We start from the raw sequence: 25,440 nt of genomic DNA, 5'->3' as shown, positions 1-25,440 counted from the left end.
ACACTCAGCGGTCGCGGTCGAAGAAGGCTTCGATCCGCTCGCTGAACAACACCAACGACAGCAAAACAATGCCCAGCACGTTGACCGGGGTGATGTCATTGAGGCTCAGCAACACACTGACCGCCGCCAACATCGACATCACCAACAGCCACGACGGGCACGGCGAGGTAAAAAACCAGATTTCCTGGCGCCGCCACCGGCTCCAGGTGCGCTGGCCCGCAAGGCGACGTGCGTGCAGCGCCTTGAGCACGGCAATCAACGCCAACAGCCCGAGCTCGAGCAGGTCCAGCCAATTGAAGGGCAAGCGGGGAAAGTCGGCCGGTTCATGGTCGTAGTCCATGCCAGAATTGATCAGGTTATCCAGGGCCATGGCGTGCAAGTACACGCCGGGGAGTTGGCCATGTACCGGCGACTCAACCAGATCCCCCGTGGACGCGATATTGGCGCCCACCAGCACCAGGCGGTCGCGCAGCAACTCTGCGATCAGTGCCTGATCGTCGGGGTCGCTGACCTCCAGGTCACTGGCCGACAATGTCAGCGTATAAGGGCACCGTGCCTGGGCCGAGTCATCAAGCTTCCAGAACACGGCCTGAAAGAACTGCGCCACCCCATCCAGCAGAAAATGCCGCGCGGGCGCGCAGTGGCTGATATCGGCAATCCGCGCCTGTTCCGCCGCCAACTTCAGCCCCCACTGCACCGCAATGGGCTGGCGTTGCGCAGCGGTCTGCGCATCCTCCGGCGGCTGTTTGCAATGTTGCGTGGCACAAAACTCGCGGTACAGCGCCATCGCTGGGGTTTCCAAAAGCCCCGCCTGTGTGTGCATGGCCAGCGGGTACTTGTCGTCCACCCCTTCCCACACCACCAGCGCTGGCCGGCTCACCTGCATGAACGGCGCCAGCGTGTTGGCCTGGCCCGCTTCCCCGCGCGCCAAACCGGTATTGGCCAGCCACAGCGGGATACCTTGGCGTTGATAACGCTCAAACACATTCGCCAGCAACTGGCTGCCCCGCGCCGGGTCGCCCAACGAGTGGTCATGGCTGTACAGCAAATCCACAAACACCGCCCGAGGCTTGTACGCCAGCAAACGCTTGAACAACTTGCTCTGCTCGCCATAGGGCATTGGCCATGAGCTGTCGTTGCGCATCAGGTAGGCATCGTCGATCAACACCACTGCCACCCGCTGCTGACCAAGGTTCGGGTAGTGGCTGGCGAACATACGATTGAGCCACTGCGCCGACGCCTTGTCACTGGAACTGGCCAGGCCGAAAGGATCAAGAATCGCCAGCAACACGATGAGAGCCGCCAGCCAATAGCGGCGGTATTTGAACAGCGGGGGGTTGGACAACATCCATGTCTCGATAAAAGCGCAAGCAAGGCGGGGTTTTTAAAGGAGTGGGGAGGGGTGTCAATCGAATAAGTGGCTAAGTGCCATATTGCCTTTGGCTCGTCTTTCGCAAAAAGCCCCGACCTATTCAGGCCAGGGCTTTCCTCTGTGGGAGCCGGGCTTGCCCGCGATGACGTCAGCCCGCGCACCACGCGACTTCTTTATTGCTCAACATTCCCTGGCGACTCCAACACCTTCACCACATCATCAATCACCGCCTTGCTCATCTCCTGCAAATAATGCGACGCCCAGGCATAACGGTCCGTGTCCTGCGTCATCGCCGCATCTTCCGCGAGCAGCTTGGCGAGGTGGAGCAGGTCAGAAACGTGATGCAAGGCTTCATGCAGGGAAACACCGCTGTTGACGCGGAACAGAGGTTGGTCGGAGTGAAAGGAAAAGGGGGTGACGCCGAGGGTGGTTAACGCAGATGGATTTGGAGCGGTCATTGGTAGAACTCCCGTATCTAGTGAGAGCTACCACGTTCGTCGTTTGAACGAATGCGTGGCGCTAAGGCGCCTGCATCAAGTCGGGTTATCAGGCCCGGTCGCTGAATTGGCAGCGACGGGGAGGAGGGTAGCGTGGTGGGACGTGGGGAGCAATCGGGAAACTAGATCGATTAGGCGTCTGCTGGGTTAAGAGCAGGGATCGACTGACCAATTATTGGTTTTATGGGAGCGGCATAATTATTGGCTCTCCATAATTTTGTATAAAAGCTCGGTTGCTAGCGAAAGGCACTGGCTGAGGTGAGAAGGCGCTCGAGAGCATGCCACGCAGATCGTCGGTGGATTGGATGGCACACGAGGCTCCCGGATTGCAGTGTGTGGACAAAAAGAGGACGCGCGGAAACTACAAGGCCCTCACATTTCTGCGAGGGCTTCGTTTTGTATGGTGCGGCACCAGGAGTCAAAAGGAATCTTAAACTAATGAATTCAATCATGTTTTGTTATGCTGATATTTCATACTATCCCTAAAATTATCCTGTGATATTGGTTGGGAGTGCGCCGATAGTCTGTAACGGATTTCGCAAAGGGCTATGGGTGCGTTCAAACCAATGTATAGGTTGCTATTCATACTGTCTACAAACAGAGGGGGTGCTGTTAGATGTGGCAGCTTAAAGGTTTATGTGTAAGTAATGTTTTGGTGCTAAAGCCGCAATGTGTATAAGCTGGCTAAAGCACCATTCATGATTGGCTGGCCAGAATGCGCAGAGACCTTAAGTGTGTTTAATTTCGCTTGGATTGATCCCGTATAGAGCTTCAAATACAGATTTTACTTTATTCTCTATTACGTCTTCGTCTGTTTGCTCCGTTAGCCAAGAGAAGTCGTAGTTAAATTTTCCGTCTTGAATCACCCATTGACTTCCCATAAAACTCATCATGTTCTCACCGTAAAAATCATTAAACGCTTTCTTTATATTTTCTTCTGATTTCCATGGGAAAAGCCTTGGGACAATAGTTTGCTCATCTGCACTGTCTGTGAAGAGGGAGAGGTTACGGAGCCAAACCTTCTCGTACCCACCATCTAGGTGCGAGCCTCCACTTTTCCTAGCCAGATGCTTTCCTGTCCAGCAAAAAAATTCAGGGCACTTGAGCTTATCCAGGTTGAAAGATAAAAAATTGGCAAACAAAATTTTAACTACTGAATTCCCTTCAGAATAGTGGCTGTTCTCATGTCCTTCTAGAAGCTCGCTAATTATTTTTTGTTCGTCCTTCCATTTTTTTACAAGCTGTGGTAAGTCATAAGGGTGCTCGAATCCACAGTGCGCCACTAATAGTTGCGAAACTTCTAGGTATTCTTTTGAGCTGCATTCTTTTATGTGTGACTTCAGATATGGATTTGCTTTGACAGCATTGCATAGGCTCATGAACCGATAACTGCAGTCTAAATGATATATAAAGCTCTCAATATTGGTCACGGGTTTCGGAAAGCCGCTCACGGGGTTTAGGGATATATCACAAACTAACAGGAATAGAGAGACAATGGGGTCCCCCATAGTTTTCGGGGTTTTGCTTGAGGTGTTTTCAAGGAAAAATCTAAATGCATCTCCGTATTCATCTAGGAGATAATTTTCTTTCTCAAATTGATCAAATTGAATGCGCTCCCCTGTTGCAAAATATAGAAATTGTAGCTGGATGAATCTAGCTTGGCCCTCTATTATATCAAGACCTTTTATTGGATACCTTGGGATTGGGGAGCCGTAATAGTAGCCAGTGACTTCCTTCTCTTCTAGATCTTTTAGGCCATCATTCCAGTCGTCTGGATTAGGTAAAAATACGGCCTCGGGGTCAAAAACAGCTCTTAAAGTATTAATTGCTGTATCATAAGCAATCCTAAATGAATGGCCCGTAGATTCAAAATATTGTGTGGCTACAGTGTTTTCAATTCTAACTCCCATCATCAAGGTTCGGTAGAATGCGATGTCAAGAGAGTTATTGACTGCGGCATTTGCTGCCGCAACGTCCTTGTCTCGATGATCTTTGCCATTCCGCATTTCAGATTCCGCCCATGACCTTAACGGTTTTTTGGCATTTTTGGATTTTGCTAGCTGCTGGAGATGCTCAAGATTTGAATGTGCCTCTGCCGGATAGCACATGCTCATAATGAATCCAATTGTTGATCCAATATGCTGCCACCAATGCACGGTCTCATGTATGTAGGTTGAATAGGCTTGCAGTTCTTCGTGTGTCACTCCGCCATTTTTTTTATTGGCGGCGCTCTCAACAAGATTGTGTACTTGGTAGCTCAGCCTCAAAACATACTGAGTGGAATGATATAAGCCAAGTGAATTCCAGCATGAGGAAAACTCTTTAGTGGTTTCGTTGCGGTTGTTTGGTGTGTCCATTAGTGCATGATTTAAATCGATCATCGTATTTCCTTATATTGACCAGTTTTATTTATTGGTTTAAGTGTTGTGGCATTTGGCTCGGTTCCTAATATTTCAGATCTTACACTCGACCTCCGACTCATAGCACCGTCCGAGTGCTCACAGCCGATCACTGTGTGTCAACTTTACCGAAGTGACCACCTCCAAGCCTGTCCCGCATTGTCCATGGCTCGGCGGAACCTAGCTGCCGATCCTTCCCAAAATTTCGCTCGTATAGTTTCCCGAGCAAAACGTGACCAGACTCCACTCGAAGGTAAACGTCAATACCTCCCCCACGTCATCCCGCCAAGAATGTTTAGTGTTATCAGGGATCAAGGCCCCTGCGACCTGTGAGGGTTGTCCACTAACGCGGGACTGACGGCTCTTTACGACCGGGAGCTTGGGCATCTCATGATCTGGCCTCCTGAGCACTTCCGAGGAAGTGGGCGGGTGGAGGCTGCACTGGCTGACGAGACCGTTGCCGCGAGATCCTGAGTCAGGTGAAGGCAGTGAAGCGATGACCGGGGCGTGCCTGACTGTCAGTCAGGTGCAGTCCATTTTGTAGGCTGCGGCACCATCATCTGCATCGCTGTTGCTGGTGACTTTTCGGTGTTTGTCACGCCGATTGTCACGAGGGGGAATGCCGCAAAGCCTTGTACGAGTTGGGCTGCAGCAGCGGTAGGAGCGCCCGTCTCTTTCCGGAAGAAAGAGACGGGCGCAGGCTGGCGCAAGGAAATGGCCAAGCGGATAGGTTGCTGCAGGGCAGCTATGAAAGGGGATGAGTTGCCGCAGTGGGCACACTGTTAAAAGTAGGCATCCATCACATCGCTGTGACCATGCGAGCCGCCGGACGCTAATCGCACTTTGGGAGAACCACCACGGTGTGGCGTAGCCTTAAAGGTTCTGGCTACCTGGGTTGCTGTCAACGACAGCCCTTTGCTCGATCTTTTCTACGCCTGTGGATAAATTGGGTCAAGGCTCGAATTTTTGGGAGTTCTGCGGCTGTGGATGAAATTATCCACCGGTGGAAATCTGTGGTTTTCCACAGACAGTTGCATGGACTTTAGATTTTTTAAGTGAGGTCCATCCAAGCAGGGCGGCTTTGCAGCCCTGCTTGGATGGACCCGCGTGGACAAGCGGATCACTGAAATATGAAGACCGAGCGCTTACTCATTTGCGCCACGTTTTGCTTTTAAGCGAGTGACGTTCGGTCCGGTCTGATTCGCGAATTCGTGGGGGGTGACATGCTCCTGCCGGTTGGCCTCCAGGTACCGACTCCACCAGTTCATGATCAGCCTGCGTTCCTCGATGAACTCAGCCTTGTGGATGTAAGCGGCGCGGACGTTGTTGCGCTCCTTGTGGCTCATCTGCCGTTCAATAGCTGTCTCCGACCACAGTCCTGACTCGATCAGTGCGCTGCAGGCCATCGAACGAAACCCATGTCCACAGATATCGGTTTTGGTGTCGTATCCCATCGTCCGTAGCGCGTTGTTCACGGTATTTTCGGACATGGGCTTCCAGGGTTTGACATCCCCTGCGAAGACCAATGCGAATTTGCCTGTGAGTGCATGGATTTTTTCGAGTAGCGCCACTGCTTGCGGCGATAAGGGTACTAAATGGATATCCCCTGCCATCTTCGTACCCCTTGTGGAAAAGGGTACGCCTTCCAACGCTGGTCGAGTGTCCGGTATCTCCCAGGTACCGCGCTTGAGGTCGAACTCGCTCCAGCGGGCGAAACGCAGTTCGCTGGATCGTACAAACACATGCAGCGACAGCATCACCGTCAGACGGGTAAGTGCCCGGCCTTTATAGGTGTCGATCCGCTCCTGCAGTTCCGGCAGTCGCGATAAGGGTAGAGCGGGGCGATGTACCACCCGCGGGGCTTTGATCGAGCCTTCGAGATCGTAAGCAGGGTTTATGGTGATAAGCCGTTGGCGCTTTGCCTCGCGCATGATGCTCTGCAGATAGTTTTGTACCCTTAAAGCAACGTCGATCGTTCCGCGCTTCTTGATCGCTTCCAAGGGCTGCATAAGGTCATGGGTGTCGAGATCAACGATGGCGCTTGCGCCGATCAGCGGGAATACGTGGGTTTTGAGGCGGCTCATCACTGTCTTGGAATGGCCTGGTGCCCACTTGGCCGACATTTCCGTATGCCAGTCGAGCGCAACGCTTTCAAAGGTTCTGCCTTTGATTACGGCTTCCGCCTTGGCTTGGTGCTTGGTCTCTATAGGATCAACGCCATCCGCCAGCATTCGCTTAACTTCCAAGCGCTTGCGGCGCGCATCGGCGAGGCCAATGACGGGGTAATTGCCGAACGAGGTCAGTCCTTCGCGTCCGTCAGGTTGACGTAACGGAGCCGCCAGCCTTTGCGGCCATTGGGTTGGACTAGGAGGTAGAGGCCGTCGCCGTCGAAAAGCTTGTAGGCGCGGTCTGTAGGTTTTGCCAAGCGGCAAGCTGCGTCGGAGAGCGGAGCTGTGGTGCGCGACATAAGGGTACTCCCTTTTATCGAAGTGACCTGTATCCCAAACTCTACCCTTAAAACGGTTGGAATCCACCAGTTTCTGACGAAAACCGATGGAACGCTAAAACGAAAAAACCCGCCAGAAGGCGGGTTTTTCGGGGGTTCCAGAGATTTTGAAAGCCTTCTCTGGAACCTTGTATGGTGCCGGCACCAGGAGTCGAACCCGGGACCTACTGATTACAAGTCAGTTGCTCTACCAACTGAGCTATACCGGCGTGTTAGGGCGACGATTATAGCGATTGGAAAGGTTCTGTAAACCCCTGAATTCTGACTATTTTTGCAAAAACCAAGGTTTCTTGCGATTAGCGTGTTTTCCACACGGTGTAGCAGCGTAAAAAGCCGTCACTTCCGCGTCATGCCAGTTACCCCGCGCACCTGAGCGATCCGGCGCCCAACGAGGTTCTCCGCCCGCTGAAACCGCCAAAAACCACCCTGCAAAGTCCGCTTTATACGTTTAACGTCTGATGCTTATGCACAATCGGTTGGTAACAGCTGTCACGAAACAGCCATTTTGTGCAGCCGTTCTCAACACGCTGCAACTGCCTGTTTTGTGTGCGTTTTATTTTGTGAAGAAAAAATGACCAGCCTCGCTTTTGGCGTTCAGCGCCGATTACTACAGCTTCCGCAAAGATTCCATCAACAGAGTTATCCACAGGGCGCGTGCAGGGAACTTTGCACCTTATTCGCGCTGGGCCAGCACCATCAGGTTGCGTGGCGTGAGCGTTGGTTCGCAGAAGGTGCCGACCTCGACGTTGTAGCCCTGTTCGCTCAAAAAAAGTGCGCGATCCAGCACCAGCCACATTTCCAGTGGGCGTCGAAACAAACCCCTTACCAACTCCAGGTTTCGCACTTCGGCCAGGCGCTGCCAGCCGTAGGCTTCGAGCGCCGGCCAGTCTTGTTCACCTGTGGATAAATTCTTGAGGTTTGCCAGCTCGCGGCAGTAGTCGGCGAAGGATTTATCCAGCCAACTGGCGGGCAGAGAGGGCGTCGGCAAATAGTCGTCGCAGTTACGCAGTTGCCGCTGTAGTCGATCAAAGCCCAGGCGCCGCGCCATGGAGGTGTCCCGTTGCTGGCGCACGCGGTTGCCGGCGGTGACGGTTTCGCTCAGGGGCAATCCCAGATCATCAATCGACAGGGTTAGCAGGGATGCGCGCCCGGCGCCGGACAGTGCCTGGTAGCGCTCGGCATTGATGCGATTGTAGCAGCAGGGCGCCAGCGCCAATTGTTTGCAGCCAGCGGCGCTGGCCAGTTGCAGCAGGCGCACGTGCAGGTCGCCGCAGGCGTGCAGGGCCACAGGTGTGTGTTCGGGGTCGATCGCTACATCGGCCATCACGTCTTGCAGGCAATGGGCAGCGGGCAAGCCGTGGTGATCGCTCAGGGCTTGGCCGGACGCAATCAGGGCCGGGTCATATTCCAGGCAGGTCAACCGTTGGCCGGGTTGCAGCAGGCGGCGGCCAAGATGGCCTTTGCCGGCGCACCAGTCCAGCCAGTGGGCAGGCGTCTGGGCAAAAGTCAGTGCGGCGCCGAAGGCTTCGATCTGTTGCCACTTGCGCCCGGGCACGTCCACATTCAAACGGTGGCGAGCGGGGTCCAGTGAGTGGGCGGGTAACTTATCCACAGCACTCAGGCGCAGTGCTTGAGCGGCCAGCTGTGGAAACGGTGCAGGCGCAGGCAGGTCGTGGGGGTGGTTGTGACTGGCTTCAGCTTCGGCCAACGAACGCCGACGCAGCCACTGGGATAACTCGAGATGCTCGGTTTCCCAGGGCAACTGCAACTGAGTAAAGGGCCGTGGTCGCCACAGCCCTTGGTACTCGATCAGGAATGCATCCAGTGCCTGGAAGCGTGCCTCAACGTCCTTGGCACGCATCGACGCGCAGCCACTTTTCCAGCAGTTTGAAACCGCGCACCAGCACGTAAGCCATCAGCAGGTAGAACAAACCCGCGGCGAAGAAAATCTCTACCGGCAGGTAAGTGCGGGCAATGATGGTGCGGGCCATGCCGGTCAGTTCCAGCAGGGTCACGGTACTGGCCAGGGCACTGGCCTTGAGCATCAGGATCACTTCGTTGCTGTAGGCCGGCAGGCCGATGCGTGAGGCGCGGGGCAGGATGATGTAGAACAGCGTTTTCGGTTTGGACATGCCCAATGCCCGCGCTGCTTCGATCTCGCCCGGCGGAATGGCCTGGATCGCACCGCGCAGGATCTCGGCGATATAGGCCGCGGTGTGCAAGGTCATGGTGGCCGTGGCGCACCAGAACGGGTCGCGCAGGTACGGCCACATGAAGCTGTTGCGCACGGCATCGAACTGCGCCAGCCCGTAATACACCAGGAACAGCTGCACCAGCAGCGGCGTGCCACGGAAGAAGAAGATGTAGCCATAGGGCAGGGCGCTCACGTACCAGCGGCGCGAAGAGCGCGCGATACCCAGTGGAATCGCCAGCAGCAGGCCGGCGATCACGGCGATTGCCACCAGCTCCAGGGTCAGGGTGGCGCCCTGGGCCAACTTCGGCAGCCACTTGATGATCACGGCCCAGTTCAGGCCCAGGTCAAAGTGCGATAGCCAACCGTAGTCGCCGCTCATTGGGTGCTCCTTGCAAAGCCGCGGGCGGCGCGTTTTTCCAGGAAGTGCATGCTGGTCATCGCCAGTACGGTCAGGCCCAGGTACATGAACGCCGCAACCATGAAGAAGGTGAATGGCTGCTTGGTCACGGTCACGCCGATCTGCGCGTGGCGCATGATCTCTTCAAGGCCGATCACCGACACCAGTGCGGTGTCTTTCATCAGGATCATGAACAGGTTGCCCAGGCCCGGCAGGGCGATACGCCACATCTGCGGCATGATCAACCGGGTGAAAATCCGAAATTTCGACAGCCCCAATGCCACACCGGCTTCGCGGTGGCCCTTGGGAATGGCGAGGATCGCGCCGCGAAACACTTCGGTGGCGTAGGCGCCGAAGCACAGGCCCAGGGCGATGACGCCGGCGGCGAAGGCACTCAGCGACAGGTCGGGGTTGCCAAAAAACTCACCCAGGGCTCGCATCAGGTTGACGGTGCCGAAGTAAATCAGCAGCACCCACAGTAATTCGGGAATACCGCGAACGATGGTCGAATACGCACCGCCCAGCCATTGCAGCGGCTTGTACGGCGAAGTCTTGGCCAAGGCGCCGGCAAGGCCGAGCACCAGCCCCAGGCACAGGGCCGTGAGCGCCAGTTTGACGGTCATCAGCGCGCCGGCGGCGAGGGCCGGGCCGAATCCGTAGAGATCGAAATTCATGGTGTTTTCATATCGCGGCAGGCATTGCTAAAAGCCGACGCGCTCCCAGGAGCGCGCCGGGCAGGTCGTTCAGATCATTCGATGCTGAACGGGAAGTACTTGTCGTTGATCTTTTTGTAGGTGCCGTCTGCCTTGATCTCTGCCAGGGCTTTGTTCAGGCGCTCGCGCAATGGGTCGCCCTTGCGTACGGCGATACCGATCTTGTCGCTTTCCACCACCGGGTCGCCTTTGAACTCATAGGCCGAACCGTCTTTGCTCTTGAGCCACTCGTACTGCACGTACTTGTCGGCGAGGATGCCGTCAAGGCGACCGGAGGTCAGGTCGAGGTAGGCGTTTTCCTGAGTGTCGTAGAGCTTGGCTTCGGTGTCCGGCAGCTTGTCTTCCAGGTAGGTACCGGCCAGCGTCGCACGCTGTGCACCGATCACCTTGCCCTTCAGGTAAGCGGCGTCAGTCTTGAAGTCTGCCGTGGCTTTTGGCGCAATGAACTGCAGCTTGTTCGAGTAGTACGGGTCGGTGAAGTCAACCGCTTGCTTGCGCTCATCGGTGATCGACAGCGAAGACACCAGGAAGTCGAACTTCTTGGCGTTCAAGGCAGGGATGATGCCGTCCCAGTCGGACACATACACTTCGCACTTCTCGACTTTCATCTTGGCGCACAGGGCGTCGCCGATGTCCTTGTCGAAGCCCACTACGTTGCCGCTGGCGTCTTTATTGTTGAAGGGCGGGTAAGCCGCTTCGATCCCCATTTTCAAGGTTTCTGCCATGGCCGTGGCGCTGAACGCCATCGAGACGGCCGCGGCCAGAAGGAATTTCTTATAGGTCTGCATGCATGTTGCTCCGTTAGCGGTTGCTGGACATGAATTGTTTGCAGCGCGCCGAAAGCGGGTTTTCAAACACCTGCTGTGGCGATCCTTGCTCTTCGACCAGGCCCTGGTGCAAAAACACCACTTCGGTGGATACCTGGCGGGCGAAGCCCATTTCGTGGGTGACCAGCAGCATGGTGCGGCCTTCTTCGGCCAGTGCGCGGATCACATTAAGTACTTCCTGAACCATTTCCGGGTCAAGCGCCGACGTGGGTTCATCGAACAGGATGACTTTAGGTTGCATCGCCAGGGTGCGCGCGATCGCCGCCCGTTGTTGCTGGCCGCCGGAGAGTTGTGCAGGGTAGGCGTGACGCTTGTCGGCAATACCGACCTTGGCCAGCAAGGCCTCGGCCACTTCTATTGCTTCAGCCTTGCTTTGGCCGAGCACGCGACGAGGGGCCTCGATGATGTTGTCGAGGATGCTCATGTGCGGCCACAGGTTAAAGTTTTGAAACACAAAACCAATTTCGCTGCGCAGGCGGTTGATCTGCTTTCCGTCGGCGGCCATCAGCTCGCCGTTTTTTGCGGCTTTGAGCTTGAGCTCTTCGCCGGCTACCAGGATCTGGCCCTGATGCGGGTTTTCCAGCAGGTTGATGCAACGCAGGAAGGTGGACTTGCCGGAACCGGAGGAACCCAGGATCGAGATCACATCGCCGTCGCGAGCGGTCAGCGAGATACCCTTGAGTACCTCAAGCTCACCATAGCGTTTGTGCAAGTTGCGGATTTCAAGCGCGGGCGTGGCCTGGGCCATGTGCGGTCCTCATTGTGTTCGTTGCGATCTTCGCTGTTGGGCCGCCTTCCTGGCGAGGCGCCAAGCTAGCATAGCGTTTGGATGACAGCCAACAGCGCTGCGGACGGTTAACTGGTGGTCTGCGGCAGTGTGTCGCATCGGCGCAGTAGCGTGTCGCGCCATCAACAACCTACAGACGTTTGAACCCGAAAGATCCACAGGCTTCGCGTAAAAAAGGGCGCGATGGTGCCAGCTTTGGCCGGGTGTTGGAAGGGTTAACCGGGCAAACGGTCCATATCAGCCCGTTTATGGGGCGTCACGTACTTTTTGTGTGTGTTTTTGGTGCGCCTGATTGGCTTGAAGGTGAGTCGCACGGTAACGCTATAGCGGAATGCCATGATTCTCAAAGACTTGCGAGCGCTGATGAATTGTCCTACAGCCCGCGTCAATGGCGGCTCTGTTACATTTTGGCGCAAATCTTGCGTAAAAAATAAAGAACGCCCTGTTGGATTCTTTTCACGAGAAAGGCTGCAGGCCGGGCGAACCCGTTTTCGCAATTCCTCGCAAAGGTGTGTCAATGAGTAGTACTCAAAGCTCCAATGACCTCGAACAGGGGCTCAAGCCGCGGCATGTCACCATGCTGTCGATTGCCGGCGTAATCGGCGCAGGTTTGTTTGTCGGCTCTGGCCATGCGATTGCTGCCGCCGGCCCCGCCGTGCTGCTGGCCTACGCGGCCGCCGGTACGTTGGTGGTGCTGGTGATGCGGATGCTGGCCGAGATGGCTGTTGCGTCACCCGATACCGGTTCGTTCTCTACCTATGCCGACCGCGCAATCGGTCACTGGGCTGGGTTTACCATTGGTTGGTTGTACTGGTGGTTCTGGGTGCTGGTGATTCCGTTGGAAGCCAACGCGGCGGCGACTATCCTGCACGCCTGGTTCCCCGACGTGGCGATTTGGGTGTTTACCCTGGTCATTACGTTGTTGCTGACGGCAACCAACCTGTTCAGCGTGAAGAACTACGGTGAGTTCGAGTTCTGGTTTGCGTTGATTAAAGTCGTGGCCATCGTCGGCTTTGTAATCCTCGGCCTGGCCGCGATTTTCGGCTTTTTGCCCACCAGCCAGGTCAGCGGTGTTTCGCACCTGTTCGATACCCAGGGCTTTATGCCTAATGGGATGGGCGCGGTTCTGGCAGCGATCCTGACCACCATGTTCTCGTTCATGGGCACTGAGATCGTGACCATCGCTGCAGCGGAATCCAAGAACCCCGGCCAGCAAATCACCAAGGCCACCAACTCGGTCATCTGGCGGATTGGTTTGTTCTACCTGCTGTCGATCTTCATTGTCGTGTCGCTGGTGCCTTGGAACGATCCGACCCTGGCGGCCGTAGGTTCCTACCAGACGGTACTTGAGCGCATGGGCATCCCGAATGCCAAGCTGATCGTCGACCTGGTGGTGCTGGTGGCTGTTACCAGTTGCCTCAACTCGGCGCTCTACACCGCCTCGCGTATGTTGTTCTCCCTCGGGCGTCGCGGTGATGCACCAGCGGTGGCCAAGCGCACCAACAAAAGTGGTACACCTTATTGGGCGGTGTTGCTGTCCACCGGCGCGGCGTTCCTCGCGGTATTTGCCAACTACGTGGCCCCGGCGGCCGTGTTCGAATTCCTGCTGGCCAGCTCCGGCGCCATTGCGTTGCTGGTGTACCTGGTGATTGCCGTGTCGCAACTGCGCATGCGTCAAAAGCGTGCGGCGGCGGGCGAGAAGATCGTGTTCAAGATGTGGCTGTTTCCTGGCCTGACGTACGCCGTGATGGTGTTTATCGTCGGTACGTTGACCATCATGCTGTTCCAGGAAGCGCACCGGGTCGAGATCATCGCGACGGGAGTGTTGAGCTTGCTGGTGGTGCTGGCTGGGTTGTTCGTGGCGAGCCGCCGCAAGGCCCAGAAGGTAGGCGCAGCAGTGCTCAACTGACGGAATGTGGTGCAAATGTGGGAGGGGGCTTGCTCCCGATGCAGTTTGTCAGTCACTGAGATGTCGACTGAGACTCTGCCATCGGGAGCAAGCCCCCTCCCACATTTTGTATGTGTCAGTCTGTTGAGGCTGTCAGCGCCTGGGATGCTGCTACATAGTCCGCCTGGAACTGCGGCGATTCGATCCACGCCAACGCAGCGGCCTCGTCATCGCTGTCAGTGGCCCACTGCCGATATTCAATCAGCGCCGCCAGGATGAAGTCGGTCGCTTCCTCTTCGCCTTCCTGCTCCAGCACCAGCGCCAACAGCGGGTGTGCGAGGAACACCGCGCACAGAGCCTGCTGGCTGATCTCGCCTGCGGTGCGCATCTCGACGAACAGTTCGGTCAAGTCCACCGATTCAAGATCGATGCGGCTGTCGTCGCCGGCGAACGCATCCGGCTTGGCCGCGACGGCGCGCTGGGTGCGGTTTTGCTTGGCCTTGGTCTTTGCCCGCTGGGCGCGTTTTTGCTGCTTGTTCGGCGAAGCCATGGGCTCAACATCCTTGGGTTCTGGATCGGGGTAGAGTATTGAAGCGCAGGTTGGGGTAAATCCCAAGGAAATCCGGGCGGGGTTTGGTCGCTTATCGCGCTCGACCACCAGGCCATAGATCAATAGGCTACGCCTTTGTCATCTGCCAGAGCGTCTTCATGACCCGCGATGCCCTTGAGCATAACCAGATCCCCTTCTATTTTGTCGCCATCCTGCTGGCCGCTGCCTGTGGAGTGTTCGCGCCTCTAGTGGCTCACGGTTTGAGCGCATTGATCACACCTGCCATCGCGGTATTGATGTACGCGATGTTCCTGCAGATTCCTTTCCTCGATCTGCGCCAGGGGTTGGGCAATATTCGCTTTGTCTCGGCGTTGTTGCTGGCCAATTTTATTCTGGTGCCATTGCTGGTGTGGGCGCTGACCCGTGGCCTGTCGGGGCATCCTGCGCTGTTGGTGGGGGCATTACTGGTGTTGTTGACGCCCTGTATTGATTACGTGGTGGTGTTCACCCACATCGGCAAGGGCGATTCGCGGTTGATGCTGGCGGCCACACCGTTGCTGTTGCTGCTGCAGTTGGCACTGCTGCCGGTGTACCTGGGTTTTATGCTGGGCGCACACTCGGGTGTGGTGGTTGAGATCGACCCGTTTATCGAGGCATTCCTGTTGTTGATCGTGGTGCCGATGCTGCTGGCTGTGCTGACGGCCTACCTGGCGCGACGATCAAGGCTGGTCGACAAATGGAGCAGTGCGTGGGCTTGGTTGCCGGTGCCGGCGATGGCCCTGGTGCTGTTCGTGGTGATCGGGTCGCAAATCACATCGGTGATGCGCGACTTCGACCTGTTGCTGCCAGTGCTTGCGATCTACCTGGGCTTCGTACTGCTGGCGCCGTTGATGGGGATCCTGGCTGCGCGACTGTTTGCGCTGCCTGCGCCAAGTGCACGGGCGGTGACGTTCAGTGCTTCGACGCGCAACTCGCTGGTGGTATTGCCATTGGCGCTGGCCTTGCCGGAGGACATGCGCGGGTTGGCTGCCGCGGCGGTGATCCTGCAAACCCTCGTCGAGTTGGTGGCCGAGTTGGTCTACGTTCGCCTGATCCCGGCAGTGGTGTGGCCCGCAAGTCGATAAAAGCGTGAATGTTCAGGTTTGTTCAGGCGCTATTCAGGGCAGTGCTCGGCACCATACGCCAGCGCTTCCCACCTGACAGGTCACCCGATGGATCATCGCAACCGTTTTCGCCTGGAGTCCTTGGACCTCTTTCTGATCGCCCTGTTGTTGTTCACGTTGGGGATCTGGGATCAGCAGCCCCAGGGCTTTGATGGGCGTTGGGCGTTGTTCATGCAGGAAATGTTTCGCCACGGCGCCAGTTTTTTCCCCACCACTTACGGTCAGCCTTACGCGGACTACCCAGGCACCGCGACCTTCTTCAGTTTTGTATTCGCTCGCTGGTTTGATGCGCCGAACCACCTGGCGAATGTGCTGCCCACCGCGCTTGCATCGGCCGGCGTGATCGCGCTGATGTACCGCCTGCTGGCGCCGTTCAGTCGCCCATGGGCATTTTTGACGGTGCTGCTGACGCTGCTCACCACCCAGTTGCTCGAAAAATCGCGCTCGGTCTGCCTGGACCAGATGATCGCGCTGCTGTGTGTCGGCAGTTTCTATCTGCTGCACAGTGGCGAGCGCCTGGGGTCGCGGCTGCGGCAATTGGCGGTGTTCCCGTTGTTCGTCCTGGCCTTTGCCATTCGTGGCCCGCTGGGGTTGATCGAGGTGTGTGGGGTGGTGTGCGTGTATTGGGCGCTGGGCAGGCCGGGCGAGCGCGTCCGGCAAGTCCTGATCCACGGCGTTATCGGCCTGGTGCTGCTAGCAGTGTGCTGGTGGCTGCTGATGAAGCTTGCGCGGTTGAGTGGCGGTGATGCCTTTGCTGATGAAGTGTTCAGGATGCAGGTCGGCGGGCGCCTGGATGAGTCCGGTGAGCCGTTCTATTTCTATTTCCAGCTGAGTTTGTACCGTTACTTCCCGGTGGTGCCGCTGGCGTTGGCCACTCTGGTCGCGCTACGCCATCGCTGGCCGGAGCGCTGGGTCGACGGGCAGCTGCAACTGCTGGTGCGCCTCGGGGCGTGTGGCTTGATGATTCTGCTCGGGTTGTCGGTGCCGCACTTCAAGCGCGCTTATTACATCTTGCCGATGGTGCCGATGTTTGCGGCTGTTGCGGCCTATGGGCTGCTCCAGGCGCAAGGTTGGCTGTTGGGCGTGCGCCGTTGTTACGAAGGGCTTGTCGCAGCGTTACCGGCGTTGTGCGTGGTTGTGTTGTTTGTGTGTCGGAACGCCTGGCACAAGCAGGGCTATTGGCCGGATATTTCCCTGCCGCTGATGATTGGTGTGTTGGTGGTGTTGCAACTCGCGGCGTTGATTGCCTGGCGCCGGCCGTTGCGTCTGGTATGGCTCAGCGTGATCGCACTGGCGGCGCAATGGTTGTTGCTGGTCGCGGCGATAGAACCGGCCAAGGACCTGCAATTCGACACCCGACGGTTTGTCAGCCAGGTGGAGGCACTGCGTGAGTCGCAGCCTGGCCCTTTGGTGTTTGTCGACCTGGCCCGGGACACCTGGGCGGTGCGCTACATGATGAACCTGGATCACGATGAGCAGCCACTGTTTGTCGGGCGTCACCAGCTTGAGAAGCTGAGTGAGCTGCCCCGGCCATCCTGGGTGATTGTGCCGCGCAAGGAGACTGCGCTGTTGAAGGGCTCGCCGGTGGAGCAATTGGCGCCAAGCTTTGCGGGGCGGCTGAATGACAATCCGTTGATGGTGTTTTTGCTGAAGTGAGGGGGCAACTTGGCGGGCCTCCTCATGGATAAGGTTTGTCCAGCTGCTCAGGGATAAAGCCTTCTTCGCGCAGGGATTTGATAACCCCTCTGATCAAATAATTATTTGAGAACCCGATTGTGTACTGCCGAGCGCCTGGACTGATGGGAAGCAGCATCCCTTGGTCGACCAATTTTTTTATTTGATAGGTTCTTTGGGCGGCGGACAGTGTCGGTAGAGCGTCAGCGATATCGCCCGACTTGACCACCTTCAGTTGGATCGCGGTGCTCAGAATTTTCTCTTCAAGAGGCGTTATCCATGCGCGGTCTTTCGCCAATGCAATGGTGGGGGCAAGAATGTGCCTGGTCAGGTAGCGGTAGTCCGTCAGCCTGCTGACTTTCTCTAATTCATCTCTAATGCCTGCCAGCACATACGTACACCAAGCCTCAAGGCCTTCCTTGGTGCCTGTGTCAGCGGTGGAAAGCATCGAGTAATACTTTTCGCGGTCGATACAGAAGACTGCCGTCGGATTCAGGACTCGGCCGCCAGCGCTCACGTTGAAGCCGTACTTCATCAACATTGCGTACGTCAGAAGGCGCACGACGCGGCCATTGCCGTTGCCAAATGGGTGGATCCAGCCAAACCGGTGGTGGGCCAGCGCGACTTTCATCAGATCGTACTTGGGGGCATCCTGCTTATTCACAAAGGCGACGAGTTCTTGCATGTAGCCTGGCACCATCACCGCCTCGGGCGGGAGGTGATCGGACTGGGCAATGCTGACCCCGGACTCGCGGTAAGCACCTGGCGTACGATCACCTTCGCGTTGCAGTCCCTGGACGGTGATTGAGTGAAGCTCTCGAATCGCAAACTCCGTGAGATCAGCGCCGGTCTGCATGATGCTTTCGACGTAGTCCATGGCCTTTTCGATATTCGCAATTTCCCGCAACGGATCTGAAGCCTCGGCTGCCCCTTCGACTTTGCTTTCGATGTAGTCGGCCAGTGTCGTGTGGTTGCCCTCGATACGTGCAGAGCCCAGGCTTTCCAGCGTATGAAACAGGGCTTTCAACTGGAAAAAAACAGCAGGCGGTGTATCGCCACCCAGTTGCAGGCGGCGCAGGTGTTCCAGCTCGCTCAGAACATCAACCAGGCCCGAGTCGAACGAGGGGTTCAATAGCTCCAGATCGTGATGAGCAAACTCGGGCATATGGAAAGTATCTCCAATTGATATTTTGATTATCTCGAAAGCAGGCTGATTTGATGCCCGTAGGGAAGGCGTTAAGGGCCTGATGAGGCCCTACACTATCTCAAAAAAACAGTTCGGATAAGTGAAAAATATCCCAAATGAAACTAGGTCCGGTTGGCTTTGGTCAGGGTGCCCAAGCTGTATCCGGACGGGAGCAAGCTATTTGCAGCGATACCCCTCAGGCATCGTCACCGTGTAATTGCGCTGCACGCGGTCCTGGAAGTTCAGGTTCTGCAGGCCCTGCTGTACCAGGAAGGCTTCGACCTTGGCCGCCTGGCAATCGTCGTTATAGGACGATACTCGAAGCACATACACGGCGCGCCTGCTCGCCTCGTCCCGAGCGGTAGCCCGGAAGGTGGTGAGGGTGGTGTAGCCGGTGCGTTCCGATGTGCCTACCGGGCCATAGGAGGTGTTCGGGGTGCTGGTGCAGGTCAGTTGGTCGGTCTTTTTCTTGTTCTTCTTGCACTGCGTGGTGGTGCTGTTTGCTACCTGGCCATACTCGGTAGCGGTGTAGCGGTAAGTGACCTGCTTGCTTTCGACATCAAGGGTGATGGTCATTTTGATCGGTGCATGGTTCTTGGGAAGAGTGGTGTCGGTAAAGACATTGCGAAAGCCCTGGTCCTTCATGGCGCTGACCATGTCGCGCAGGTAATACCGGGCATTGAGTGCGTTTTCGTCGCTGCCCCCGACAGACGTCACCAGTACGGTTGCCTGGCGGTCGAAGTGATAGTCCGGATCGGGTGTCGCGTTGATCGCTACGTCCATTTGCGTGGCGCATCCACTGAGTAGTGCAGTCAGCAGTAATAGCGAGCAGAGCAAGAGGCGTGTCATGAAAGAAACCTTACAGCTGTGAATGGGGTAAAGGGTGGACGATTGAAGCCAGTGAAAAACAAGCCTCAATCGCTCTGGGGCTTAGCTTAGCCTGCGCAGGATGGGGTCAGGCAAAACACAAAGGGTGCGCGCACCTCGACTTCACCATCCTTGAGAACTGACGCAGGCGGAGCAGGCATTGGCGATGCTGCTGGAAGAGATACCTGCACGGCAGCAACAAAAAGCTCAGAGCCTGAGTGACTGATGACGCGCTGACGCAACAAGTTGCCGTGGGCATCGATGATGAATTCAATATTGACCTGGCCTTCCAGCCGCTGCGCCTGGGCGTTTGCCGGGTAAAATTTGAACAGCTGTATATGGCTTATCAACTGTTGTTCCCATAACTGCTGTTCTGCCAGTTGCTCTGGGGAAGGGGTTCTTGCGCAGGCGCCAAGCAGCAGGGCAAGTGCGATCCAGCAATACTTCATACATATTTCCTTGAGCATTTTTTGCGTCCGTACTATCTGGCGCCACAGAGTATTTCAAATCCAGGCGCTTGGAAGGCTCACTCCCTCGACGGCTTTGCCGATGGGCTTGATCGGTGCCGGTATCGTGATTGCCTTTATTCAAGGCGCTCCTGCTCGGCATCCGGGTCCAAGGTGATCCAGAGCCCATTAAATCGCAGGCAATAAAAAACCCCAAGGAACATTGTTCCTTGGGGTTTCTCGGTATTTTGGTGCCCAGAGACGGAATCGAACCGCCGACACGGGGATTTTCAATCCCCTGCTCTACCGACTGAGCTATCTGGGCAACGGGGCGCATTAAACGGGTTTTTCAGGGGGTCGTCAAGCAAGTTTTCAAAAAATATTTAATTATTACCGTCGCTTACGTGCCGACCCCGGTTTTTGATCAATTATTGAGCAGGTGGCACGTAACCTTCGGCTTGGGCGTATTCCTCGCCGGAAAAGAACTTATCCATTTCGCCGGCCAGGTATTTGCGGTCTTCGGCGTTCATCATGTTCAGGCGTTTTTCGTTGATCAGCAGGGTCTGGTGTTTCAACCAGTCACCCCAGGCTTTGGCGGAGACGTGGTCGTAGATGTCCTGGCCCTTGGCACCTGGGTACGGAGGGCGTTCCAGGGCTGGCAGTTCTTCTTTGTACTTGCGGCAGATAACGGTGCGGGTCATGACGAAACTCCTGCGTTCAATGCTTGCGCCGCGCGCTTCAGCAGTTTTTTCACCGGGGCGGCAAGGCCCAGGCGCGGCGGGGTGGCGAGGTTATACCAAAGCCAGTCGGCCTCGGCCACGTGATGGGCGGATTCCTCGACCTGGACCAGCCAGGGTTCGATGGACAGTTGGAAGTGGCTGAAGGTGTGGATCAGCCCCGGCAGTTCCTGATGCTTGCCCAGCGCGAGTGCGTGCTGGTTGGCGAGGTGGTCGAGGTCGCTCAGGTCATCCAGCTCGGGCAAGCTCCACAAACCGCCCCACAGGCCCGTGGAGGGGCGACGGTAAAGCAGGATCGCGCCCTCGGCGTTCGCCAGCATGGGCATCAGCGTGCGCTTTTGCGGGATGGTCTTGCGTGGCTTGGGGATCGGGTAACGCGTCTCCAGGCCGAGCATGTGGGCTTCGCAGCCTTTTTCCAGCGGGCACAGCAAGCAACTGGGCTTGCTGCGGGTGCAGAGCGTGGCGCCCATGTCCATCATCGCCTGGGTGTAGGCATTGACGCGCTCAAAGGGTGTAAAGCGCTCTGCGGTGGCCCACAGTTGTTTGGCCACCTTGGGCTCGCCCGGGTAGCCCTCCTGCGCGGTAAAGCGTGCCAGCACGCGCTTGACGTTGCCATCGAGGATCGGCGCGCGCAGGCCCATGCTCAGGCTGGCTATCGCACCGGCAGTCGATAGGCCGATGCCCGGCAGTTCGGTGAGCTTTTCGACGTCGCGGGGGAATTCGCCGCCGTATTCGGCCACCACGATCCTGGCGGTCTTTTGCAGGTTGCGCGCCCGGGTGTAGTAGCCCAGGCCGGTCCACAGGTGCAGCACTTCGTCTTCCGGTGCGGCGGCCAGGGCTTCGACCGTCGGCAGGGATGCCATGAACCGGTCGAAGTAATTGAGCACAGTGCTCACCTGGGTCTGTTGCAGCATGATCTCCGACACCCACACCCGGTACGGGGTGATGCCCTGTTGCCAGGGCAGGTCATGACGGCCGTGGCGGTCGTACCAATCGAGTACCGCCGCTGAAAACTGCTCGTTTCTCATCGGTTGAACAGGCCTTTCAATGCGTCTTTGAGCTTGGGATTAACCTTGTCGAGCTTCTCCTCCAGCTTCTCGTTCAGGCGATTGCCGGCAGCCTTGAGGGCGACCTGGCCCAGGCCGTCCTTGTCCAGACGGCAGGCCTTGGCGCCAAGCTCCAGCGGGCCACGGCAGCGCAGCGGCACTTCAATGCCCTGGAAGTTGGCGCCGACCTGGCAGGCCGGGTCCGGCACCTCGCGCTTGTCGCCTTCGACAATGATGCCGACGCGGTAGTCCATGCCCAGCACGCGCAAGTCGACATCGCCGTTGCCATTGACCGTCAGCCCTGGGATACGCACTTTCAGGTCAGGGTTGCTGGCCACGCCGTTACGCAACGTCAGGTTGCCGCGCAGTTCCTGGAAGGGGGTGTCCTTGCCCGGTGGCGTGCTGGCCAGGGTCTTGCGGTTGAGCAGGGCGATACCGGTGCAGACCTGTTGCTCGATGTTGGCGTTGAGCAACACACCGTTATTGATCACAAAGCTGGCGGTGCCGTTGAGGCTGTCGATCAGTGCCTTCTGGCTGTTGCCACGCCCGGTCAGGTTGCTGTCCAGGGTGACCTGGCCTTTGACCGGCGGGTTTTTCCCTTGGGCCTGCAGGATTTTCTCAACCGGTACTTGCTTGATATGGGTTTGCATGGCCAGAAGCGGGAGATCCTGGCGCACATCGAGCGTGCCATTGGCCTGGAAGGTACCGTTGTAGAGACCACCGCTCAGGGTGTCGAGCTTGAGCTGGCCGTCGATGCCGGAGGCTTTCAGCGCCGCGTTCTGGATCGGCAGCTGGCTCAGGGTCAATTGTCCGAACGCAAGGTCGGCGTCGATATCCAGGCTGCGCAGGCGGGTCAGCGGCAGCAGCTTGTCGGTGCTCCAGGCGCCTTTGGTCGGGGCGTCCGGCAGTGGCGTGTTGCCGCCGGCTGCCATCGCACCGGCCTCGCTGTTCTGCACTTCGGCCTGGCGAGCGGCGGTTGCGCCTTTGGCGGCTTCTGATTTGGCCGGCAAGTAGTTGTCGGCATTGAAGGTATCGGCCTTGAGCTGTACGCGCAGGGACTGCTTGGCGAAATCATCGACAGCGACACGGCCGCTGAAGGTGCTTTCGTCGAGTTTCAGGTTCAGGTTTTCCAGGGCGACGCTGGTGGGCGTGCCCTTGAGGCGACTCACCAGCTCGACCTTGCTCAGGCTGCCAGGGGCCATGGCCGGCAGCGGGTGGCCGACGCTCTCAAGGAACTTGGCCAGATCGAACTGGGCCACAGACAACGCACCACTGACCTGCGGGGTCTTGTCCAGGTCGTTGACCTTCAGTTCGCCCAAGGCGCGCAACTGGTTGGCCGACAGTTTCAGGTTGGTCCATTCGGCGACGTTGGCCGCCAGATCCACCAACAATTGGCCCTGGGTGGAGAAACTCACGGTCTTGCCTTGCAGCGGCTCGCCGGTGGCTTCGCCGCTCAGGCGCATGTCTTCGAACTGGTAGCGCTTGAGGGCACGCTGGATGCGCAAGTTGCCGTTCAGCTCGGTCTTGACGCGCATCAGTGGCTGGTTGCTGCCCAGGAACGCGGTGAGTTTGAGCGGAATGCTGGCGCCCTCGTGGATGGCCCCGGCGCTCAACTGGATGCTCTCGGCACTCAATTGCTTGCCGGTCTGTTCATCGGTGTATTCAACGCGAGCGTTGTTGATGGTCAGGCTGTCGATGTCCAGGCGGATCGGCTGCGGGGGTTTTTCCGGTTTGGTTTCAGCCACCGGTTCGACGGGGGCCGGCGCAGGGGTATCCGTGGTTTCGTCGGGCAGGTTCTTGCCGATGTCTTCCCAGTTGCCATGGCCTTGCTTGTCGCGGTTCAGGCGCAGGTTCAGGCCCTCGACACGCACATCGCTCATCTGCACTTCGCGGCGCAGCAGTGGAAGTACGCGTACCGACAGGCCGAGCATCTGCAAATCGGCGAAAGGTTGAGTCGGTGCGGTCAGGGTCGCGACGCTGGCCTCGTGCAACTCCAGGCCCAGCCAGGGGAAAAGGCTCCAGCCGATATCGCCATTGAGCGTCAGCTCGATGTGGGCCTTGTCGCGGGCTATCTGGCGAATTTCTTCTTTGTAGTCGTTGGGATCGAAGAGGTGGGTCAGGGCAAAGCCGAGCGCCACAATGATCAGCAACAGCCCGAGAAGTACCAGACCCAGGATTTTGCCGAACGCTTTCATGGGCGAGTCCTTGTATGTCGATTTCAAAATTTAGCCGAAGAGTATAACGCCCGACGGCCTGCGTCAGTTCACGGATCGTTACATTGTATCCACGGGTGGCGAAATGAGATTTTGACGTCAAAAAAGTACAGATAATCCTAAAAAGGTAGTGGCAGTTTGATTTTTCTGTCATCCACTGGTGCTAATCTCTGCACGTTCGTCCGCCTTCTGCGACTTAACGTCGCGCCTAAATGGAGCTTCACTCAAAAAAACGGCCACGCTTTGCGTGCAAGGCCGAGGAGGAGAGCGCCTGACGGACGCATACCAATAACTGGGGGAAACACCAATGAGCACTAGCACTGTGGCCGGCACCGCCGCCGCACAGCCTGCGTTCCTGTCCAAGGAGCGCATTATCGCCAAGCCCGGGTTCAACCGCTGGCTGGTTCCACCGGCCGCCCTGGCCATCCATCTGTGCATCGGCATGGCCTACGGCTTCTCGGTGTTTTGGCTGCCGTTGTCCAAAGCGCTGGGTATCACCGCACCGGTCGCCTGCGCGCCAGACATGAGCTTTATCGCCCAGGTCTTCTCCTCCCAATGCGACTGGCCCATCTCCATGCTGGGCTGGATCTACACCCTGTTCTTCATCTTCCTGGGCTGTTCGGCCGCGATCTGGGGCGGCTGGCTGGAACATGCAGGGCCACGCAAGGCCGGTGTCGTCTCGGCGTTGTGCTGGTGCGGTGGCCTGCTGATCTCGGCGCTGGGCATCTATACCCACCAGATCTGGCTGATGTGGATCGGCTCCGGGGTCATTGGCGGTATCGGCCTGGGCCTGGGCTATATCTCGCCCGTTTCGACCTTGATCAAGTGGTTCCCGGACAAGCGCGGCATGGCGACCGGCATGGCGATCATGGGCTTTGGCGGCGGCGCGATGGTGGGTGCGCCCCTGGCTGCGGCACTGATGGGCCATTTCTCTTCGCCGACCAGCGTGGGTGTATGGCAGAGCTTTGTGGTCATGGCGGCGATTTACTTCGTGTTCATGATCGGTGGCGCACTGCTGTATCGCGTGCCGCCGACCGGCTGGAAGCCTGAGGGCTGGACCGCACCGGCGAAAAAAGCCAGCAATGCGATGATCACTCACCGTCACGTGCATGTGAATGTCGCGTGGAAAACCCCGCAATTCCGCCTGGTATGGCTGGTGTTGTGCCTGAACGTATCGGCCGGTATCGGCATCCTTGGCATGGCTTCGCCACTGCTGCAGGAAGTGTTTGGCGGCAAGTTGCTGGGTGTTGATGTGCCATTTGGCCAGTTGGATGCGGGTCAGCTTGCCTCCATTGCAGCCATTGCCGCTGGTTTTACCGGGTTGTTGAGCCTGTTCAACATTGGTGGCCGGTTCTTCTGGGCGTCGTTCTCCGACTACCTGGGGCGTAAGAATACCTACTTCGTGTTCTTCGCCCTGGGCTTTGCCCTGTACGCGCTGATCCCGAACCTGGGGCATCTGGGCAACGTGGCGCTGTTCGTGGCGGCGTTTTGCATCATCCTGTCGATGTACGGCGGTGGTTTTGCGACGGTCCCGGCTTACCTGGCCGACTTGTTCGGTACCCAAATGGTCGGTGCTATTCACGGTCGCCTGTTGACCGCCTGGGCTGCTGCGGGCGTGTTGGGGCCGGTACTGGTGAACTACCTGCGTGAATATCAGCTGAGCATCGGCGTTGAACGCGCCGCGGCGTATGACATCACCTTGTACATCCTTGCCGGTCTGCTGGTGCTGGGTTTCATCTGCAACCTGCTGGTACGTCCGGTCGCCGACAAGTACTTCATGACCGATGCCGAACTTGCTGCCGAGCAGGCGCTGGGGCATGACAAAGGTGCCGATGCGACCACCGTTCTGGAGTGGAAAGCATCCGCCGCCAGCAAGCCGTTGGCGATCGCCGCCTGGCTGGTGGTGGGTATTCCGTTGGCGTGGGGTGTGTGGGTGACCCTGCAGAAGACCGCAGTACTGTTCCACTAACACTGCAAA

19 protein-coding genes, 2 tRNA genes and 1 pseudogene are annotated in these 25,440 nt (G+C 57.5%); 4 read left to right on the top strand and 18 right to left on the bottom strand.

Going from position 1 to position 25,440, the window contains the following annotated elements; translation table 11 throughout:
- Positions 1 to 4 precede the first annotated feature (4 nt).
- The 10 genes and pseudogenes from J1G33_RS09795 to J1G33_RS09750 all read right to left on the bottom strand — a co-directional run bounded on the left by J1G33_RS09795 (position 5) and on the right by J1G33_RS09750 (position 11,653).
- The gene (locus tag J1G33_RS09795) at positions 5 to 1,348 is read right to left on the bottom strand and encodes a CHASE2 domain-containing protein (protein ID WP_223017993.1); all 1,344 of its coding nucleotides are present in this window, start codon (positions 1,346 to 1,348) and stop codon (positions 5 to 7) included.
- Between the two features lie 197 nt (positions 1,349 to 1,545).
- A complete protein-coding gene (locus tag J1G33_RS09790; protein WP_103733968.1) occupies positions 1,546 to 1,830 on the bottom strand; it encodes a DUF3077 domain-containing protein in 285 nt (94 codons plus the stop codon).
- 767 nt (positions 1,831 to 2,597) lie between these two features.
- On the bottom strand, positions 2,598 to 4,250 hold the full coding sequence (locus J1G33_RS09785) for a hypothetical protein (protein WP_223017992.1): 1,653 nt from the start codon (positions 4,248 to 4,250) through the stop codon (positions 2,598 to 2,600).
- Between the two features lie 1,163 nt (positions 4,251 to 5,413).
- A pseudogene (locus tag J1G33_RS09780) lies at positions 5,414 to 6,735 on the bottom strand (integrase arm-type DNA-binding domain-containing protein).
- 172 nt (positions 6,736 to 6,907) lie between these two features.
- Positions 6,908 to 6,983: transfer RNA gene (locus J1G33_RS09775), tRNA-Thr, on the bottom strand.
- Between the two features lie 464 nt (positions 6,984 to 7,447).
- Positions 7,448 to 8,635: a methyltransferase gene (locus tag J1G33_RS09770; RefSeq protein ID WP_223017991.1), complete on the bottom strand. Its 1,188-nt coding sequence runs from the start codon at positions 8,633 to 8,635 to the stop codon at positions 7,448 to 7,450.
- On the bottom strand, positions 8,616 to 9,305 hold the full coding sequence (locus J1G33_RS09765) for an ABC transporter permease (protein WP_032803763.1): 690 nt from the start codon (positions 9,303 to 9,305) through the stop codon (positions 8,616 to 8,618). Before J1G33_RS09765 ends, J1G33_RS09770 begins: the two co-directional genes overlap by 20 nt.
- 38 nt (positions 9,306 to 9,343) lie before the next feature.
- Positions 9,344 to 10,039: an ABC transporter permease gene (locus J1G33_RS09760; RefSeq protein ID WP_005783890.1), complete on the bottom strand. Its 696-nt coding sequence runs from the start codon at positions 10,037 to 10,039 to the stop codon at positions 9,344 to 9,346.
- Between the two features lie 74 nt (positions 10,040 to 10,113).
- On the bottom strand, positions 10,114 to 10,866 hold the full coding sequence (locus J1G33_RS09755) for an ABC transporter substrate-binding protein (protein ID WP_005783892.1): 753 nt from the start codon (positions 10,864 to 10,866) through the stop codon (positions 10,114 to 10,116).
- Positions 10,867 to 10,879: 13 nt separating this feature from the next.
- Positions 10,880 to 11,653, bottom strand: a complete 774-nt coding sequence (locus J1G33_RS09750) for an ABC transporter ATP-binding protein (RefSeq protein WP_223017990.1) — start codon at positions 11,651 to 11,653, stop codon at positions 10,880 to 10,882.
- Between the two features lie 556 nt (positions 11,654 to 12,209).
- Here J1G33_RS09750 and gabP point away from each other — a divergent pair.
- Complete coding sequence (gene gabP, locus J1G33_RS09745; RefSeq protein ID WP_005783895.1) at positions 12,210 to 13,601, top strand: GABA permease; 1,392 nt, start codon at positions 12,210 to 12,212, stop codon at positions 13,599 to 13,601.
- Positions 13,602 to 13,716: 115 nt separating this feature from the next.
- Here the strand turns inward: gabP and J1G33_RS09740 are convergent, their stop codons facing one another.
- Entirely contained in the window at positions 13,717 to 14,130 is a 414-nt protein-coding gene (locus J1G33_RS09740; protein WP_005783897.1) for a hypothetical protein, read from the bottom strand.
- Between the two features lie 158 nt (positions 14,131 to 14,288).
- On the opposite strand from J1G33_RS09740, the gene J1G33_RS09735 reads away from it, so the two are divergent.
- Positions 14,289 to 15,254 (top strand): arsenic resistance protein, encoded by a 966-nt coding sequence (locus J1G33_RS09735; RefSeq protein ID WP_223017989.1) that lies wholly within the window; start codon positions 14,289 to 14,291, stop codon positions 15,252 to 15,254.
- Positions 15,255 to 15,341: 87 nt separating this feature from the next.
- A complete protein-coding gene (locus J1G33_RS09730; protein WP_223017988.1) occupies positions 15,342 to 16,949 on the top strand; it encodes a hypothetical protein in 1,608 nt (535 codons plus the stop codon).
- Between the two features lie 22 nt (positions 16,950 to 16,971).
- Here the strand turns inward: J1G33_RS09730 and J1G33_RS09725 are convergent, their stop codons facing one another.
- The 7 genes from J1G33_RS09725 to J1G33_RS09695 all read right to left on the bottom strand — a co-directional run bounded on the left by J1G33_RS09725 (position 16,972) and on the right by J1G33_RS09695 (position 23,444).
- Positions 16,972 to 18,132, bottom strand: coding sequence for a Fic family protein (locus tag J1G33_RS09725; RefSeq protein ID WP_032878370.1), 1,161 nt, complete (start codon positions 18,130 to 18,132; stop codon positions 16,972 to 16,974).
- Positions 18,133 to 18,330: 198 nt separating this feature from the next.
- Positions 18,331 to 19,002, bottom strand: coding sequence for a hypothetical protein (locus J1G33_RS09720; protein ID WP_005783902.1), 672 nt, complete (start codon positions 19,000 to 19,002; stop codon positions 18,331 to 18,333).
- 86 nt (positions 19,003 to 19,088) lie between these two features.
- Positions 19,089 to 19,487, bottom strand: coding sequence for a TonB family protein (locus J1G33_RS09715; protein WP_262416776.1), 399 nt, complete (start codon positions 19,485 to 19,487; stop codon positions 19,089 to 19,091).
- A 228-nt stretch (positions 19,488 to 19,715) separates the two neighbouring features.
- Positions 19,716 to 19,791, bottom strand: a tRNA-Phe gene (locus tag J1G33_RS09710).
- 103 nt (positions 19,792 to 19,894) lie between these two features.
- Complete coding sequence (locus J1G33_RS09705) at positions 19,895 to 20,167, bottom strand: oxidative damage protection protein (RefSeq protein ID WP_005783905.1); 273 nt, start codon at positions 20,165 to 20,167, stop codon at positions 19,895 to 19,897.
- Complete coding sequence (mutY, locus tag J1G33_RS09700; RefSeq protein WP_223017987.1) at positions 20,164 to 21,231, bottom strand: A/G-specific adenine glycosylase; 1,068 nt, start codon at positions 21,229 to 21,231, stop codon at positions 20,164 to 20,166. Before mutY ends, J1G33_RS09705 begins: the two co-directional genes overlap by 4 nt.
- On the bottom strand, positions 21,228 to 23,444 hold the full coding sequence (locus J1G33_RS09695; protein WP_223017986.1) for an AsmA family protein: 2,217 nt from the start codon (positions 23,442 to 23,444) through the stop codon (positions 21,228 to 21,230). The genes mutY and J1G33_RS09695 overlap by 4 nt, the downstream gene beginning before the upstream one ends.
- 325 nt (positions 23,445 to 23,769) lie before the next feature.
- Here J1G33_RS09695 and J1G33_RS09690 point away from each other — a divergent pair, with 325 nt between their 5' ends.
- A complete protein-coding gene (locus J1G33_RS09690) occupies positions 23,770 to 25,431 on the top strand; it encodes an OFA family MFS transporter (protein WP_014716512.1) in 1,662 nt (553 codons plus the stop codon).
- Positions 25,432 to 25,440: the final 9 nt, after the last annotated feature.

Origin of the sequence: Pseudomonas sp. P867, assembly GCF_019891455.1 — a bacterium.
In the GTDB taxonomy this organism is placed as follows: Bacteria; Pseudomonadota; Gammaproteobacteria; order Pseudomonadales; family Pseudomonadaceae; genus Aquipseudomonas; species Aquipseudomonas synxantha_A.
Note: the sequence above shows the minus strand (reverse complement) of the source record. Positions and strands in the feature narration are given on the sequence as shown.